The organism is Globicatella sanguinis NBRC 15551, assembly GCF_001552295.1.
GTDB classification, from domain to species: domain Bacteria; phylum Bacillota; class Bacilli; order Lactobacillales; family Aerococcaceae; genus Globicatella; species Globicatella sanguinis.
The window spans coordinates 1-15015 of sequence record NZ_BCQX01000004.1 but is presented as its reverse complement, the minus strand read 5'-3'; the positions used below and the strand labels follow the sequence as shown (position 1 = coordinate 15015).

The 15015-nt window shown below is 36.6% G+C and carries 14 protein-coding genes; 6 read left to right on the top strand and 8 right to left on the bottom strand.

What is annotated here, in order from left to right; all coding sequences use genetic code 11:
* The 4 genes from GSA01S_RS00555 to GSA01S_RS00540 all read right to left on the bottom strand — a co-directional run bounded on the left by GSA01S_RS00555 (position 1) and on the right by GSA01S_RS00540 (position 5191).
* Positions 1–2418, bottom strand: a complete 2418-nt coding sequence (locus GSA01S_RS00555; RefSeq protein ID WP_066123637.1) for a UvrD-helicase domain-containing protein — start codon at positions 2416–2418, stop codon at positions 1–3.
* Positions 2419–2977: 559 nt separating this feature from the next.
* Positions 2978–4471, bottom strand: a complete 1494-nt coding sequence (ffh, locus tag GSA01S_RS00550) for a signal recognition particle protein (RefSeq protein ID WP_066123634.1) — start codon at positions 4469–4471, stop codon at positions 2978–2980.
* A 19-nt stretch (positions 4472–4490) separates the two neighbouring features.
* Positions 4491–4826 (bottom strand): YlxM family DNA-binding protein, encoded by a 336-nt coding sequence (ylxM, locus tag GSA01S_RS00545; protein WP_373276897.1) that lies wholly within the window; start codon positions 4824–4826, stop codon positions 4491–4493.
* Between the two features lie 2 nt (positions 4827–4828).
* The gene (locus GSA01S_RS00540; protein WP_066123627.1) at positions 4829–5191 is read right to left on the bottom strand and encodes a metal-dependent transcriptional regulator; all 363 of its coding nucleotides are present in this window, start codon (positions 5189–5191) and stop codon (positions 4829–4831) included.
* Between the two features lie 167 nt (positions 5192–5358).
* Here GSA01S_RS00540 and GSA01S_RS00535 point away from each other — a divergent pair, with 167 nt between their 5' ends.
* The 5 genes from GSA01S_RS00535 to GSA01S_RS00515 all read left to right on the top strand — a co-directional run bounded on the left by GSA01S_RS00535 (position 5359) and on the right by GSA01S_RS00515 (position 9230).
* Positions 5359–6273, top strand: coding sequence for a metal ABC transporter solute-binding protein, Zn/Mn family (locus GSA01S_RS00535; RefSeq protein ID WP_066123624.1), 915 nt, complete (start codon positions 5359–5361; stop codon positions 6271–6273).
* Between the two features lie 130 nt (positions 6274–6403).
* Positions 6404–7156 carry a metal ABC transporter ATP-binding protein gene (locus GSA01S_RS00530; protein WP_066123620.1) on the top strand — a complete coding sequence of 251 codons (753 nt, stop codon included), beginning with the start codon at positions 6404–6406 and terminating at the stop codon, positions 7154–7156.
* On the top strand, positions 7137–8006 hold the full coding sequence (locus GSA01S_RS00525) for a metal ABC transporter permease (RefSeq protein WP_066123618.1): 870 nt from the start codon (positions 7137–7139) through the stop codon (positions 8004–8006). Before GSA01S_RS00530 ends, GSA01S_RS00525 begins: the two co-directional genes overlap by 20 nt.
* The gene (locus tag GSA01S_RS00520) at positions 8003–8851 is read left to right on the top strand and encodes a metal ABC transporter permease (protein ID WP_066123615.1); all 849 of its coding nucleotides are present in this window, start codon (positions 8003–8005) and stop codon (positions 8849–8851) included. The genes GSA01S_RS00525 and GSA01S_RS00520 overlap by 4 nt, the downstream gene beginning before the upstream one ends.
* A gap of 88 nt (positions 8852–8939) precedes the next feature.
* Positions 8940–9230 (top strand): KH domain-containing protein, encoded by a 291-nt coding sequence (locus GSA01S_RS00515; RefSeq protein ID WP_066123613.1) that lies wholly within the window; start codon positions 8940–8942, stop codon positions 9228–9230.
* Between the two features lie 278 nt (positions 9231–9508).
* On the opposite strand, the gene GSA01S_RS00510 is transcribed toward GSA01S_RS00515, so the two are convergent.
* Genes GSA01S_RS00510 through GSA01S_RS00495 form a run of 4 tightly spaced genes read right to left on the bottom strand, consistent with a single transcriptional unit; the run spans position 9509 to position 14154 of the window.
* Positions 9509–10387: a metallophosphoesterase gene (locus GSA01S_RS00510; protein WP_066123609.1), complete on the bottom strand. Its 879-nt coding sequence runs from the start codon at positions 10385–10387 to the stop codon at positions 9509–9511.
* On the bottom strand, positions 10384–11448 hold the full coding sequence (locus GSA01S_RS00505; RefSeq protein ID WP_066123606.1) for an ABC transporter ATP-binding protein: 1065 nt from the start codon (positions 11446–11448) through the stop codon (positions 10384–10386). The genes GSA01S_RS00510 and GSA01S_RS00505 overlap by 4 nt, the downstream gene beginning before the upstream one ends.
* On the bottom strand, positions 11445–13097 hold the full coding sequence (locus tag GSA01S_RS00500) for an ABC transporter permease (RefSeq protein ID WP_066123603.1): 1653 nt from the start codon (positions 13095–13097) through the stop codon (positions 11445–11447). Before GSA01S_RS00500 ends, GSA01S_RS00505 begins: the two co-directional genes overlap by 4 nt.
* A 25-nt stretch (positions 13098–13122) precedes the next feature.
* Positions 13123–14154, bottom strand: a complete 1032-nt coding sequence (locus tag GSA01S_RS00495; protein WP_066123598.1) for an ABC transporter substrate-binding protein — start codon at positions 14152–14154, stop codon at positions 13123–13125.
* A 156-nt stretch (positions 14155–14310) separates the two neighbouring features.
* Here GSA01S_RS00495 and GSA01S_RS00490 point away from each other — a divergent pair.
* A partial coding sequence (locus tag GSA01S_RS00490) for a tyrosine-protein phosphatase (protein WP_066123596.1) occupies positions 14311–15015 on the top strand: 705 nt, incomplete at its 3' end.

Genomic DNA, 15015 nt, shown 5'->3' with positions numbered 1-15015 from the left:
CTATTCTTCTACTTTGGTAATGGGGGCATAAGCTGCTAATAAATCCTTAATACCTTGAGTTTGAAAGGCAATGGTTAATTTAGTATCGCCTTTATCCTCCACAACTTGTACAACGGTTCCAACGCCCCAGGCTTTATGTTGAACCTTGTCACCGGCCTTCCAAGTTACGGGTCCTTCATTCGTACTTAAACTGGTTTTGGCTGTAGAAAGGGGACGTTTATTGGAAAGTGCTGCTTTGTTGGCACTTCTTAAAGCTGCTGTTCCACTGTGACTTGCTCCTCCTGTCGAACGTGCTCGATTGAAACGTCCTAAACCGGGGTTCATCACACCCCCTTCGCTAATAGACGGACGGGTATAGACACGGGAACCGAATGATTGATTGTCTAATAATTCGGAATCAATTTCATCAATAAAACGACTTGGCAAGTTATTTTGATAACGCCCATATAAAAGGCGCGAACGAGTAGCAGTTAAGAACAAGCGTTTTTCAGCACGCGTCATCCCCACATATGCTAAGCGACGCTCCTCTTCTAATTCATCGTCATCTTCCATTGCCCGAGATAGTGGGAATAAGCCATCTTCCATTCCGACAATAAAGACAAAAGGAAACTCTAATCCTTTAGCGGCATGCATGGTCATTAAGGTCACTTGATCTTCAAAATCTGTTTCCTCATTGGTATCACTAACTAAAGAAACATCGGTTAAAAAGCGCGTTAATGTAGAGGGCTCACTCGTTTCTGATGAATCTTCCGTTAAGGATAAGATTAATTCAGGTTGTACTGTTGACTCAGGCGTTGTCGTTGGTAGAGCAAAATCGGGATCGATTTCAACCTCATCGACCGTTCCTTCCTCATCAAACTGCTTGGTAACGGAAGCGAACTCCTCTAAGTTTTCGATACGATTGGCTGATTCAATATCATTTTGTGCCCGTAATTTTTCAATATATTTCGTTTGTTCCCAAACTTGTTCGACTAATTCACTCATATTTAAAAATTCAGCTTGTTGTTGTAAATTTTGAATCATCGTCGCAAAATTGGCTAATTTCGTTTGAGCTGATTTACTAATATTAGAATGTGCTAAATGTTCAATCGCTTTAAACCAAGACATTTGTTGACTATCAGCAAATGCGGCTAATTTTTCCACAGTTGCTTGACCAATCCCCCGTTTCGGTTCATTGACAATACGGTTAAAACTAATATTATCATTAGGATTATCAATTAAACGTAAATAAGCTAAAGTATCTTGAATCTCTTTACGTGAATAGAATTTTAATCCTCCAACAATTTTATACGGTAAGTTGGCATGAAGCAATTGGTCCTCTAAACTACGTGACTGGGCTTGTGTACGATATAAAATCGCAAAATCACGATTTTTATAAGCTTCATCATTTTTAAGTTGATGAATTTTTTGGATCACAAACTGGGCTTCTTCACGATCACTATCCGCTTGATAGAAAACCACTTTCTCACCAACTTCTTTGTCAGACCAAAGTTGCTTTTCTTTACGCTTTTTATTGTTCACAATAACGCTATTCGCCGCTTTTAAGATAGTTTGGGTCGAACGATAATTTTGTTCTAATAAAATCACTTTGGCATCAGGATAATCTTTTTCAAAGTTCAAAATATTTTCCATATTCGCCCCACGCCAACCATAAATACTTTGGTCAGCATCCCCTACCACACAAACATTGCGCAGTAAGCCCGCTAATAATTGCACTAATTGATACTGACTATGGTTGGTATCTTGGTATTCGTCGACATGAATATATTGGAACTTCTGTTGATAAAAATGACGTATTTGTTCGTTTGATTCCAATAATTTAACTGTTAATAAGATCAAATCATTAAAATCCATCGCATTCGCTTCTTTTAAACGTGACTGATATTTACGGTAAACATCTGCATGAATTCTTTCAATGTAGCCATCAGCTAACTCAGCATATTCTTCTGGTAATTGGCCTTCATTTTTGGCTTCATCAATTACATGTAATAACACCTTATAATTGAATCGTTCACTATCTAAATTTAGATCTTTAAGTACTTGTTTCATTAACGTTTGTTGTTCACCAGTATCAATAATCGTAAAATTACGTTCATAGCCAATATGTTCAGCTTCACGTCTTAAAATACGAGCACACATCGCATGAAAAGTAGATACCCAAATTTGTTCGGCGGCTGGGCCAACTAATTGTTGCACCCGCTCTCGCATTTCTGTCGCGGCTTTATTGGTAAAGGTAATCGCTAAAATATTCCATGGATTAACCCCGATTTCTTCTACTAAGTAAGCAATTCGATGAGTTAAGACTCTCGTTTTCCCACTACCGGCTCCGGCAGCGATTAAGACTGGGCCCGTCGTTGTTAATACGGCCTCTCTTTGTTTATCATTTAAATTTTTAATATTTTCTTGTAATGTTGACACGTTTGTCCCTCCGATTCTGTCTTATGGATCTGTGTCACGAAATTCACACACCGTATAAAATTATATCAAAAAATGATTGACTATTGTATTAAAATTGCCAAGTTTCTCGGTTTTTTCAAGAATTGAAATTCTGTTGACATAAACGTATGAAAGAATAACCTATATTAAATAGCGGTGATGTTGCGATGTGACAATCGTTTGTTAATATTATTGTAAGAAACATTTTTATATAATGGCCAGCTATTGCATAGTGACAGCTTTGCCATTTCTTAGTGCAGGACTAGCTACTATAATCAGACTAACTATTCCATGGTGACAGCATTGGTGGTTTTTAGTGCAGACTAGCTACTATATTCAGACTAGCTATTCCTTGGTTAAAAGTATTTGATGCCGTTCATGACAAGACAATTTACTGTAATAGAATTAGCTATTCCACAGTGACAGTATTGTTACTTGATTACACGTATCACCCAAATAAAAATAACCCGCCTCTTACGAAACGAGTTATCTAAAACGGTCTGATGTTCATTTGTAATATCTAAGACGGTTCATCCATTAACTAACGGCGTTTTTTCTTTTTCAATAAACGTTGTAGTTTTTTCTCTTCATTAGCTGCTTTAATTTGTTCTGGTGTCATGAAGTCGCGGTCACTCATTTGTGGCATTCCGCCCATGCCTGGTAATCCACCCATACCTGGCATACCGCCTTGCATTTGTTGCATTTGATTCATCATTTTCTTCATGCCACCCATTTTACCATTGGATAATTGACTCATCATATCACGTGTTTGGTTGAATTGTTTAATCATGCGGTTTACATCCATTAATGTTTGACCACAACCAGCTGCAATCCGTTTACGGCGACTTTGAGAAATAATATCAGGATTGGCTCTTTCTTCAGGTGTCATCGAATAAATAATGGCTTTAACACGTCCCATATCTTTTTCATCGATATTTACATCATTTAAACCAGGAATTTGACTCACGCCTGGAATCATTTTTAAGATGTCTTTGATTGGCCCCATCTTATTAACTTGATTCATTTGTTCTAGGAAGTCATTAAAGTCAAAGGTTGCATCCTTCATCTTTTCAGCCATTTCTTGAGCTTTCGCTTCATCGAAATCTCTTTGGGCTTTTTCGATCAAGGTCATCATGTCACCCATACCTAAAATACGGCTAGACATACGATCTGGATAGAATGGTTCTAAAGCATCTAATTGCTCTCCTTGTCCGGTGAATTTAATTGGTTTATTCGTAATGGAGCGGATAGATAAGGCCGCCCCACCACGGGTATCCCCATCTAACTTAGTGATAACAACCCCGGTAATATCCAAGGCTTCATTAAAGGATTGGGCGACGTTAACGGCATCTTGTCCGGTCATCGCATCAACCGTTAATAAGATTTCATGAGGTTGAACCGCTGCTTTAATATTGCGTAACTCATTCATCAATTCTTCATTAACATGTAAACGACCAGCCGTATCGATAATAACGACTTCATTACCTTGTATACGCGCTTGAGCCACTGCATCACGTGCAATATCTACCGGATTCGCTTCTGTACTGTAACTGAAAACATCAAATCCTAATTGATTCCCAATCGTTTTTAATTGGTCAATCGCTGCCGGACGATAAACGTCAGCAGCTACTAATAATGGACGTTTTTTACCTTTTTCTGTTACATATTTCGCTAATTTACCAACCGTGGTTGTTTTACCTGCCCCTTGTAAACCTGCCATCATAATGATTGTTGGCGGCGCTGATTGAAGATTTAACTCTTCTATTTCACCACCCATTAAGGCCGTTAATTCTTCATCAACGATTTTCAATACTTGTTGTGCTGGTGATAATGAAGCTAATACATCCGAACCTAATGCACGCTCATTGACTTTTCTGACGAATGTCTTAACTACTTGGAAGTTAACGTCCGCTTCTAATAACGCAAGACGAATCTCACGCATCATTTGTTTTAAGTCTGCTTCAGTAATTGTCCCTCCTGCACCTACTTGGCTAATAGCCGATTGGAGGCGTTCCGATAACCCTTCAAATGCCATATTTAAATCTCCTCTTTACTTATTCATCATATTCTTTTAATTGGTGGATAATGTTAGTTGCTTGTTCTTTATTATCAAGATTTAATAATAATTCATCCAATAATACTTCACGTTGGTTACGTTTTTTCAATAGTCCAAGGTTGGCTTCGTATTGTTCTAACGCTTTTTCACTACGTTTAATCGTATCATGCACCGCTTGTCGACTGATTTTATAATGTTCGGCGATTTCACCTAATGAATAATCTTCTTCATAATAAAGTGCCAACATTTGTTGTTGTTTTTTAGTTAATAAGGTTTGATAATAACTAAATAACATATTCATTCTAACCATTGCTTCTAGTGACAGTTCAATCACCTCTATTCAGGATATTGAATATATTTTGCTAAACGATCGGCCAACTCATTAGGCGTTGAATGCTCTAAAACTTCTGCTAAATCATGAACCTCTTCTTTTGTATAACCCAATTCTTTTTCTAAGAAATACTCCCAAATTTCATGTTTTCTAATTAAGTTTCTAGCCATTTCAATTCCTTTTGGCGTTAACTCTGCACCCTGATAAGGCTGATACTCTAACAACCCTTCAGCTGCTAGTTTGACAACCATTTCCGAAACGGAAGGTGCAGATACTTGCAGCCCTTTAGCAATCATTTTATTTGATACCAATTGTGAAGTTCCATTTTCATAGATGAATTTCACATAGTCTTCTCTACTCTGAGACATCTAACACCCTCCTAAAGTTCATCAACTTATTTTAACATTATCTTAGTGATTAGACAAATTTTTAGCTTAACCTAAAAAAATTAGGCAAACCTATTGATTTGTTTTTTATGACATTATATACTATAGTCAACAAATAAATTAGGTATGCCTAAAAAGGAGATTTTAAAATGAAAAGAATTATTTTTAGTATTTTGTCGTTTATCATAGGGTTGGGATTATGGAGCCCAGTTGTCAGTGCTAATGAAAAACCAAAAGTGACGGTCACTACTTCTTTCTTAGCAGATATGGTTCAAAATATCGCGGGTGATGAAGTGGAGCTAGAGCTTTTAATTCCAGCTGGCAGTGATCCACACTTATATCAACCGAAAGCGCAAGATTTAAATAAAATTTCAACAGCTGACATTGTTTTATATCACGGTTTGCATTTTGAAGGCAAAATGGTGGATGTTTTAGAACAATATGGTGTGGCAGTAACGAAAGATTTTAAAGAAGATCAAATCGGAGAAATGGAAGAAGATGGTCAAAAAGAAATCGACCCGCATTTTTGGTTTGATATTGATTTATATAAACAAGCAACTATTACCGCTAGCAATGCTTTACAAGAAAAATTCCCTGAATTAAAAGAAACATTCGAACGCAATACCGAACAATATTTAAATGAGCTAGACCAATTAAAATCATGGGTCGCTACAGAACTAGAAAAATTACCGGTTGAACAACGTAACTTAGTTACCCCACATGATGCTTTTAACTACTTTGCCAAAAGTAATGATTTTGTCGTCTATGCCCCACAAGGTGTTAGTACCGATTCTGAAGTTTCAAATCAACAAATTTCAGAAACTGTTGATTTTATTATCGATAATAAAGTACCAGCAATCTTTGTAGAGTCTACCACTAATCCGGATAGAATGAAAAAATTACAAGAAGCTGTTAAAGCAAAAGGTGGTTCAGTGGAAGTGGTAATGAACGAAGACGAAGCCTTATTCTCTGACTCATTAGCACCTGCAGGGCAACCTGGCGATAATTATATCGCGATGTATCAACATAATATTAATGTCATTATTCAACACTTAGCTAAATAATTTTTAGATTTTAGTTAACTAACGAGTGCGGAAGTGGACAAAAGAGTTTAACATACACTTCTCTTAGTGCCCGCTCCCCACTCGTTTATTTTTGCATTATTCATCATCTTGCTTGAAAGGAGCGCTTTATATGAATCCTCTATTAGAAACAGTCGATTTAACTGTTCAATATGATAAAGTAAAAGCTTTAAACAACCTCAATATACAATTACCGCAAAATAAAAAGATTGCCATTATCGGTCCTAACGGTGCCGGTAAATCCACTTTCATCAAAGCCTGTCTTGGTCTAATTCCTTATGACGGCCAAGTGAGCGTACTAAACCAAACGATTAAAGAAAGTCGTCAACACATTGCTTATGTTCCCCAACGCTCCAATGTGAATTGGTACTTTCCAACAACGGTTGAAGATGTGGTTAAAATGGGTGTCAGCAGCAATCGCTTTATCTTTTCACCCATCTCTAAAGAAAAGAAAGACAAAGTGGAACAAGCGTTAGCCATCATGAAATTAACCGATTTAAAAGATCGTCAAATTAACCAACTTTCTGGTGGACAAAAACAAAGAGTCTTTTTAGCACGGGCCATTGCTCAAGATGCACAGGCTTATTTTCTTGATGAACCACTAGCAGGTATTGATCGCACCAGTGAACAACTGATTATGCAACAATTAAATGATTTCCAAAAACAAAATAAATCAAGTATTACCGTGCATCATCAATTAGAAACATTAAAAGACTATTTCGACTATGTTGTCATGATTAATCAACAACTAATCACAGCAGGACCCATTGACGAAGTGCTAACCAAAGACAATCTGGATTTAACCTACTATGGCATCAAACACTCACAACTGGAGGCGAATAAACATGAGCATCTTATGGAATAATCATTACCTATATCTAGTGGTCGCCATCGGGCTGAGCCTACTAGCCGTTGCTAGCTCCATTGTAGGGAGTACCTTGGTCTTAGAAAAACAAAGTCAATTAGGTGATGCAATCGGTCACTCTTCTTATCCAGGTGTCATCATTGCCTACATGATTTTTCAACAACGTAATCCCATTATTTTATTAATGGGAGCAGTCGCTGCCAGTTTATTGTCAATCGTCATTATCCACTGGCTAAGTCGCGAAAAAGCTTTTCATTTTGAAAGTACCCTCGCCCTGGTTCTTTCATCATTTTTTGGATTGGGGATGGTCTTAATGAGTTATATTCAAGGTAATCCTAACTTTGCTAAGACAGCACAAGCTGGTCTTAATAATTATATTATGGGACAAGCAGCCTACCTAATGAGAGATGATGTGATTACCATCGGAATTGTAGCCATCTTTACGATTATCGTCTTTTTGATTCACTATCCGAAAATAAAAACTGTATTATTCGATAAAGACTTTGCCACTAGCATTGGCATCAATGTCCCATTTTTTAAATTTCTCAATTTGTTTTTAGCGATTATTATTATTGCTGTAGGACTAAAAGCGGTTGGTGCTTTATTGATAAGTAGTTTATTAATTGCCCCTACTATTATCGCTTTACAATGGAGTAATCAATATGAAAAAGTATTAATCATCGGCAGTATTGCCTCGATTATCGCAGCGGTAGGCGGCACTTATCTTAGTACCACTATCGAAAAATTGGCCACTGGTCCGACCGTCGTTCTCTGCTTATTTATGATGACCATTCTCTCCCTCATCATCGGCCCAAAAAGCCCCTTATTTAAGCGAGGTGAAGCAAAATGATTGAATCATTATGGATTTTATTATTAGTGGGAATATCAAGTAGCCTTTTAGGTAATATATTAGTTCAAAAGCAAACCGTCATGGTAGCCGATGCTATCTCACATACTATTTTATTAGGGATTGTTTTAGCCTATTTTATAGTCCAAAATTTAGACTCGCCACTACTGATTATCGGCGCAACCTTGTTTGGGGTCTTAACGGTGTATGCGATTGAATGGTTAACCTATCAAACCAATATCCAAATCGATGCTGCAATTGGGATTGTCTATACTTTCTTTTTTGCTTTAGCCGTGATCTTAATTTCCAAATGCTTTGACAATGTTCATCTGGACATCGATGCCGTTTTACTAGGAGAAATTATCTTTGCCCCTTTAAATCGAATAGAATTATTCGGACACAGTTTCCCTGTTGCTTTGATTCAAAATACGATCTTACTGGGAATCATCCTATTGTTTCTATTATTCTTTTACCATCCTTTAAAATTGATTTTATTTGATAGTACTTTTGCTAAAACAACCAATATTAAGGTCTCCTTAATCAATTTTTTATTAATGACTTTAGTGGCCTTACACTGTGTGATTGCCTTTCAAAGTGTCGGTGCTATTTTAGTCATTGCCTTAATGGTTGCACCCGCCCTAAGCGCTCAATTATACGCTAAAAGTTTCCCACAATTACTGATTTTGGGAGCGATGATTGCTTGTATTAATAGTGTCATTGGCTATCAGCTAGCCATCCATTTTAATGTCTCTATGTCGGGAATGGTAGCGGTCGTTAGTTTTATCATCTTTATTATGGTATTTATTCTAAAACATCATATTTTGTCACGATTTCGTCGACTATCTTAGTTTGACCGAAAAGGGTTTCTATGCTATTATAAAACAGAAATCTTGTTGTATTTTCAATAAGAAATGAAACTTTAAAGGAAGAATTTAGATGGCAAATATTAATCAATTAATTCGTACAATTGTTGAACCTTTAATCGAATTCCCTGAAGAATTAACAATTGAAGAAGTAGATACAGATGAATTCTACGAATATCACTTATTTTTAAACCCAGAAGATATCGGGCGTGTCATTGGTAAAAAAGGACGTGTCGCACGCGCAATCCGTACGATTGTTTACAGTGTTCGTACAAATAACCGTAAACGCACCCGCTTAGTTATCGTCGATGAAGCCAATGATCATCAAGATAATGACGTCGATGATATGAACGATGATGAATAATTAAATCATAAAAAAAGCTGAGTAATATTCAACATTTGCAGTGACCCCCAAATGTTAGACAAAATCTAACCTTTGGGGGCCAGCTCGTTGGCTCAACTTTTTTTGTTATGCAATCTAGATTAATGGGTTACCGACAAATTGACTCTCACATAAAAATATTTAACGCTGACTTAATGTCAAACTGTCACCCCATTAGGAGCTTAAAAATCATCGGCTATTAAGTTATTTCCTGATACATTATTTAAAAACAACAGTAACAGAGGACTTATTATGCTAAACTAAAATTCAATTATTTCCGATTGAACACCCTGTGATGTTAAGCGTATTAAGCGGGCTCCACGATTGACCAAGGCATTGGCACCAAAACCCGATACCTGTCCAAAAACTAAGCGAAAATCACGATAATTGACATCAAAATTATTATTATGATTATGACCAACGAATAAAGTGGTCGCCAATGGATCAAAGATTAATTGAGCGAAAAATCCGGTATTTAGACTAGGACCATCGACACGAAAAAATTCCTCTGTCACTGCGTTACGTGGCTTTTGTTGATAATAGGCTTCAAAATACTCTGGCAATGGGATATGTTGAAAAACTAATGTCTCTTGTACTTCTCCTTGCTCTAATAATGTTTTAGAGCATTGATTAAACCATTGAATTTGTTCCGGTAAAATCCAATCGTAACACCCATCATATTGAGTATTATAACCACCTGAATCAAGCACAAACAACGCATATTTCATCGCTTTCCTTTGTTCATCATATATTGGAATAATATAAGATTCACGGTCTTGAACAATCATAACTTGCTGTTTCTCTACTAATAAATCGATTTGCAATTCCATTTCGCGTAAGATTTTCCGACTAACATCAGGATGATTAGTATCATGATTTCCATAAGTAATCGCAATCGGCACCGCTAAGCTCTGACAAAAAGTGATAAATTGCTGATAACTGACCAAAGGCTGGCTGCTTAATGTAGCCCAAATCATATCCCCAGTAAAAATAACCAAATCCGGTCGGTAACGTGCTACCGTTTCCTTAATATGAATTAAGGTTTTCTCGTCAGCATCATTCCATGGATAGTCTTTTAAATGTAAGTCGGTTATTTGTAAAATTTGAAAGGATTGATTGTCATGTAAATGAAGCTTCATGATGCTTGACCACCTTTAAAATTTAATAGGACTGTTTGATTGACTTTAAAAGCTTGAGGTTGATTACTTGAAATTACTAATTCTTGACCATCTTCTAATTGAATACCATATTGAGTCTCACGACCTAAAAACTGTTGATCAAGTAACTTGCCGACAATGCCTTTTCCTTGAACATGATAGTCACGTAATTCAAATTGCTCAGGTAAGATTGGCAATGTATTAAGTTGTTTAAAATGCGCATCAATATGTGGAGCGCTCCAACTGGCACCATTGACCGCTTGATTAGGATAAAACTGTTCGCCCTTCCAGATGCCTTTAATCAATTGAGCTTTACCAACAAAACGTGCAACGAACTCGGTCTTAGGATGATGATATAAATTATAGGGCGTATCAAATTGTTCGATTTGACCTTGGTTCATTACTATCACACGATCTGCTAAGGCCATCGCTTCCTTTTGATCATGCGTAACATATAATGTGGTCGCATTAGATGCTTGATGGATTTTTTTTATTTCTCGTATCATGCTTTCTTTCAAATGGGCATCCAATGCTGATAAAGGTTCATCCATCAATAATAACTTTGGATGCGCCACAATGGCTCGCGCCAATGCCACCCGTTGTTTTTGCCCACCGGATAGTTCATGAGGATAACGATGACTGAAATCACTTAATTCCACTAATTCTAATATTTCTTTGACTCTCATTTCTTTTTCTTGTTTAGTAAGTTGTTGACGATTTTCTTTAGCATTTAAGGGATACATTAAATGCTGATAAACATCATAATGAGGCCATAAGGCAAATTGTTGAAAGACCATGCCAATTTGACGTTCATTAACCGACAATACTTGCTTATCTTGGTAAAATGTTTGATTATTGAAGCGAATTGAGCCAGCCGTCGGTTCAACAAACCCTGCTACCGATCTTAATAGCGTAGTTTTCCCGCACCCAGACGGACCTAATATCGCAATAAATTCATTCGACTGAATCTCCAAATTAATTTCTTCAAGCGCTGTAAAATTTCCAAATTGCTTCACTAATTTTTTTATTTCTAAATGACTCATTTGTTCTCACCTTCCTTGCTTTCCCAACGACTACGCATCATTAAAATGGTTAAAATTAATAAGGTTAATAATACCGAATAGGCCTGTGCAATCGCGTTATCACCGCCGGTTTGTAAAGCAAAAATTGTTAGCCCAATGGTTTTTGAATTAGCGGCTGATAATAACGAGGACAAGGTCAACTCGGTTAAGGCTCCTATAATCATTAAGAAAGAGCTCGATAATAGTTGTTGACGAATCATAGGTAAAATAATTTTAAACCATTTTTCAATAGAACTCGAACCCGAAACTATTGCTGCCTCTTCCAATTCTGGCCCAACTGTCATAAAGGCAGTTTGACTACCACGAATTAATAACAAAGCATATCGAGTCACATAAGCAATCCACAGTATTAACATGGTTCCATAAACATTAGGGACTTTCCCCCAATAAAAAATTATACTTAACGCTAACACGATACCTGGGACTGAATAGGTTAAAGAGGCTCCCGTTTCTACAAAAAAGACTGATTTAAGTTGATAGCGACTCTTCATATACATGACCCACACGCTAATTAATAAACACACCACTAATGAACTTAAGGTTAACCATAAACTTGTTAAGAAGCCTGAATACATCCCCGGTGTCGTTAAAATGAATTGATAATTCGCTAGTGACATATGTGATACATCAAAAATCGATCGCACATAACCTTTATGTAAAGATGACAAGAACATAAAGATGAGGGGAATAATATTTAATATCATCAATAGGACGATTAAAACAAACTGTAAAAGCCGACGTTTCACAGGTTTTAAGGTCACGCGATGATGATAGCTAGCCAGTTGTGATTCAAGCGGTTTTTCATGCAAGGTTAAACTTTTTTGAATCAACACAGCTGCTAATGAAATGCTAGACAACACTATCGCTAAAGCTGAGGCTTCATTAAAACTAGTGGGCCCAAAACCAATGGCTTTTTCATAGATATAAGTAGTTAAAACACTAATACCACCGGGAGTCCCTAAAGTAATGGGAATAGCAAAGTTATCAATAGCACTTAAAAACGATAAGACTACAGCACTTAAAATGGGACCTCGCACACTCTTTAAATTAATCTTCATTAAGGTTTCTTTTAAAGCATATCCCGCCACTTGAGAAGCTTGTTCTTGTTCTTGTGGTATTTTTCTTAACACATCGACTAAATTTAAATAAACGAGGGCGGCATTACTAACACCTAAAACAAATATAATCCCACCCAAGGAGTACATACTAACTTTTGGTAAACCAAGCTGCATTAGTAAGCGATTAATAACACCATTGCCTGAAAACAAAGAAGTCCAAGCTAATGTTACAATATAGCCCGGTATTAAATACGGTAAGATAATTAAAATCTCTAATAATTTTTTATATTTCACATTTGTATATGCCACCATAAATGCATAGAGTCCACCTAATAGAAAAGCTAATACTGTAGAAGCACCCCCTACGATGAGGGTGTTTTTTATCGCCAATCCACTACGTGAAGAACTAAAAATGGCGTTGAAATTCTGAAGACTAAAACCGCCCTCAGTTTCAAACGCCAAAGCAAATAAGGTCAGTAATGGCATAATAAATATGAAAATCCCTAGCGTTCCAATTAAGAACGATTGGATTGACTTATTTATTTTATTCATCCACTATCATTTCCTTTTTTTAAAATTATTCACCCGCACCGAACATTTCAGCAAATTGTTCTTTATCTGCATCACGAGTTTCGATGACTTTTGCTGCATCAAATTCAATCGGAGAAATCTCATCCGCACCTTTCAATCCTGCTGGTGCTTCCACCCCATTACGTACCGGTGTATACCCCATTTCTGAAGCTACTTTTTGACCGGCTTCAGATAAAACAAAGTCAATGAATTTTTCTGCTACTGCTTGATTTGGTGTATCTTTAATTAAGCCAATGGGTTCGGTAACATATAAAGCTCCTTCTTCTGGATAAATGAATTCAATTGGTGCGCCATCATTTTTTGCACGGTTAGCCATATAGTCAACTAAAAGACCAACCGCTTTTTCACCATTTAATAACGCATCGCGAACCGTTCCATTTCCTTTCCCTACAAAGACATCATTCGCTTTTAAGCCTTCATAGAAAGCCCAACCAATATTGTCTTGTTGTACTTGGATAGATAAGTTTAATGATGCTGCGCCTGAATATAATGGACTCGGAATCATCACTTGACCCTTTAATGATTCATCCGTTAAAGAAGAAAATCCTTTAATCGTTTCAGCGTCTGCCATATCGGTATTAACTGCGATACCTGTTACGATAATTTTAGTACCCGTATAGTAGTGTTCATCATCCACATACGTTGGATCAATCTCCGCTAATTCTGGTGATTCGTAGGCTTGCAATAAATCTTGTTCTACTAAATTATCAAATGTAAAGCTATCAGAAACTAATAAGACATCTGCTAATACATTATCCGTTTCTTTTTCAGCTTGTAATTTTGAAATCACTTCTTCTGTTCCTGAACGGAAAACATTCACTTTCACATCAGGATATTCTGCATTAAAAGCTTCCACTAATTTTGCTACATCTTCTTCAGGTTGTGAGGTATATAAAGTAAATTCTCCAGCTAAATCTTCCGCACCCGCTACCACTGGATCCATTAATAAATTAGAACCTAAAGCCGTTAAAGCAATCGTTGAACCAAAAAGTGAAACTAATTTGTTAAGTTTAAACATGTTAATCCTCCAAAATGATTTGATAAGACTATTTTATCGAATCCAGGACAATTTAAAATAAAGTTCCTGTAAGCATTTTGTAAATCTATGTAAAAATCATGTAAATAGTTTTATAAGTAATTTTCATATGGTATTCTGTTATGGAGGTGAAGTTACATGGGAAAAAGAATAAAATTTAAAGGCATTGTTAATTTTCGTGAATTAGGAGATTTTAATACGATTAATGATCAATTAACACAGAATGAACGCATTTATCGTTCTAGTATGTTATTTGCAGACGAAGCAGCCGATGTCGAAAAAATGAAAGACTTGGAGATTCAAACAATATTCGACTTGCGTTCACCGAAAGAAATTGAACGCCATCCCAATCAATTTAAAAAGTTAGTTCCCCACTATTTAACGATTAATTTGAGTGGTGGTGCTGATGCTGGCCGCTCCTTAGAAATGAGCAAAACAACCGATGATCCTTACTTTATGAAATTTCGCTATATGGAATATTTAGAAGAAGCTAAAGATGAAATCGCCAAATTATTTAGACAGCTAATTCAGCCAGATAGTCTACCGGCGGTAGTTCATTGTAGTGCGGGTAAGGACCGAACTGGTGTCATCAGTTATTTGTTATTAAAAATGGCGGGCGTCCCAATTGAAGAAATCGTGGCGGATTATCAGGTAAGTTATGGTTACATTAAATATGATGAACGTATTATTAAAGAAGGGCATCAGCAAAATATTTATCATTCTTATCCGGAGATTATGGAAGGCTTGGATCAATTATTTACCGCTAAATATCCTGATGTGGCAGACTACTTTGTTTCGTTGGGCTTAAATGCTGATGAAATCGAATTGGTGCACGGTTTATTG

Bases quoted from the DNA above. Each gene is read 5' to 3' on its own strand.
- GSA01S_RS00515 (WP_066123613.1), top strand. From the start codon at position 8,940: ATGGCAAATATTAATCAATTAATTCGTACAATTGTTGAACCTTTAATC.
- GSA01S_RS00535 (WP_066123624.1), top strand. From the start codon at position 5,359: ATGAAAAGAATTATTTTTAGTATTTTGTCGTTTATCATAGGGTTGGGA.
- GSA01S_RS00530 (WP_066123620.1), top strand. From the start codon at position 6,404: ATGAATCCTCTATTAGAAACAGTCGATTTAACTGTTCAATATGATAAA.
- GSA01S_RS00525 (WP_066123618.1), top strand. From the start codon at position 7,137: ATGAGCATCTTATGGAATAATCATTACCTATATCTAGTGGTCGCCATC.
- GSA01S_RS00510 (WP_066123609.1), bottom strand. From the start codon at position 10,387: ATGAAGCTTCATTTACATGACAATCAATCCTTTCAAATTTTACAAATA.
- ffh (WP_066123634.1), bottom strand. From the start codon at position 4,471: ATGGCATTTGAAGGGTTATCGGAACGCCTCCAATCGGCTATTAGCCAA.
- GSA01S_RS00495 (WP_066123598.1), bottom strand. From the start codon at position 14,154: ATGTTTAAACTTAACAAATTAGTTTCACTTTTTGGTTCAACGATTGCT.
- GSA01S_RS00520 (WP_066123615.1), top strand. From the start codon at position 8,003: ATGATTGAATCATTATGGATTTTATTATTAGTGGGAATATCAAGTAGC.
- GSA01S_RS00505 (WP_066123606.1), bottom strand. From the start codon at position 11,448: ATGAGTCATTTAGAAATAAAAAAATTAGTGAAGCAATTTGGAAATTTT.
- GSA01S_RS00500 (WP_066123603.1), bottom strand. From the start codon at position 13,097: ATGAATAAAATAAATAAGTCAATCCAATCGTTCTTAATTGGAACGCTA.
- GSA01S_RS00540 (WP_066123627.1), bottom strand. From the start codon at position 5,191: ATGTCTCAGAGTAGAGAAGACTATGTGAAATTCATCTATGAAAATGGA.